Origin of the sequence: Mesorhizobium sp. M7A.F.Ca.CA.003.01.2.1 (assembly GCF_003998945.1) — a bacterium.
Taxonomy (GTDB): Bacteria; Pseudomonadota; Alphaproteobacteria; order Rhizobiales; family Rhizobiaceae; genus Mesorhizobium; species Mesorhizobium ciceri.
The window spans coordinates 1-1662 of sequence record NZ_RZRA01001100.1; the positions used below are offsets into that span (position 1 = coordinate 1).

The following is a 1662-nucleotide window of genomic DNA, read 5'->3' on the forward strand; positions in this document are numbered from 1 at the left end:
ATCCCGACGCTTTCCTCGACACCACTGCCTTCCCCTCCAGCTCTGGCCACAACGTCAATTCGGGCAGCGCCGGCGATCCCAACAAATTCCGCGGCATGATGGGTACCCAGGGGCAGTTCGCCATCAACTCACGCTGGAACTTCGGCTGGGACGTGCTGCTGCAGACCGACAAGAATTTCTCGAACACCTACGGCATCGAAAAGTACAATAGCAGCGTCCACCAGTCGTCGGTCTACTTGACGGGTCTCAACGGCCGCAACTATTTCGACGTGCGCGCCATGCATTTCGATGTGCAGGAAGATACACCTGACGACAACGCCTCTGCGCGAAGCGGACAACAGCCCTGGGTGCTGCCGTCGCTCGACTACGCCTATATTCCTGATGCGTCGGTGGCCGGCGGCCAGCTATCGCTCAATGTCAACGCGCGTGTCATCCGCCGCGACGATGTCGATGAGACCTTCGTCGAGCCCTACAATGCCCTCACTCCCACGCAGCGCGTCCGCGGCATTGAAGGCGAATCGGGCCGTCTCACCGCCGAGGCCGAGTGGAAGCGGAGCTTCGTCACCGATGGCGGGCTGGTGCTGACGCCGTTGCTCGCGCTGCAGGGCGACGTCGACTACCTCAACGCGTCGTCGGCTTCGCTGGACGCGATCGACAGAATGGCGACGCATTTGGGCGAGCAGGACGACATGCGCTCGTCATTTGCCCGTTACATGGCAACCGCCGGGCTTGAGATGCGTTGGCCGGTGCTGTTTTCCATGGCCAGCGGGTCCAGCCATGTCATCGAACCGATGGCACAGGTCTTCATGCGTCCGAACGAGCAATATGTCGGCGGCCTCTCAGTGCCTAACGAAGACGCCCAAAGCATGGTCTTCGATGCGACCACCTTGTTCGAACGCGACAAGTTCTCCGGCTACGACCGCGTCGAAGGCGGTTCGCGCGCCAATGTCGGCTTCCGCTATTCCGGCTCCTACAACAATGGCTGGGGCACCAATGCCATTTTCGGCCAATCCTATCAGATTGGCGGCGAGAATTCGTTCGCCGCGCCGGATTTGGTGAATGTCGGCGCAAACTCCGGCCTCGACACGACCAAGTCCGACTATGTCGGCCTGTTCGGCATCAACAGCCCCAACGGCTTCGCGGCCTCGGTCAGCGGCCGTTTCGACGAACAGAGCTTCGAGATCCGCCGCGCCGAGGTGAAGGCCGCCTATTCCGGCCTGCCTGTGTCGCTGAGCGCCAAATACGCCTTCATCCAGGCCCAGCCGCTGTACGGCTTCACCACCGACCGCCACGAGGTCACGCTTGGTGCATCCACGCATCTGGCCGAAAACTGGCGCGTCTTCGGCACAGGAACCTACGACCTGCAGCAGAGCCTGCTGGTCAAGGATGGCGTCGGCTTCGCCTACAACGATTCCTGCTTCACTTATTTGATGACCTACTCGCAGTCGCGCGATCTGAACACCAGGGAGGTGTCGCAGACCATCGGCTTCAATCTGTCGTTCCGCACCCTCGGCGATTTCGGCTCGTCGACCAGTGCCGTCGACACGATCCAGTAACAATCGGCGACATCGTTTCGCCGCATAGGGCTGGCACGGATTTCGCGCACCTGGAAAGATCAAATTGGGCGGGACCGGGATAGAATTGGGATGCCAACGATGAGGA

The 1662-nt window shown here is 60.9% G+C and carries 1 protein-coding gene; it reads left to right on the forward strand.

Annotated elements, in window-relative coordinates; all coding sequences use genetic code 11:
• On the forward strand, nt 1-1556 hold a 1556-nt coding region (lptD, locus tag EN969_RS30125; RefSeq protein ID WP_164758625.1), incomplete at its 5' end, for an LPS assembly protein LptD.
• Between the last annotated feature and the right edge of the window lie 106 nt (nt 1557-1662).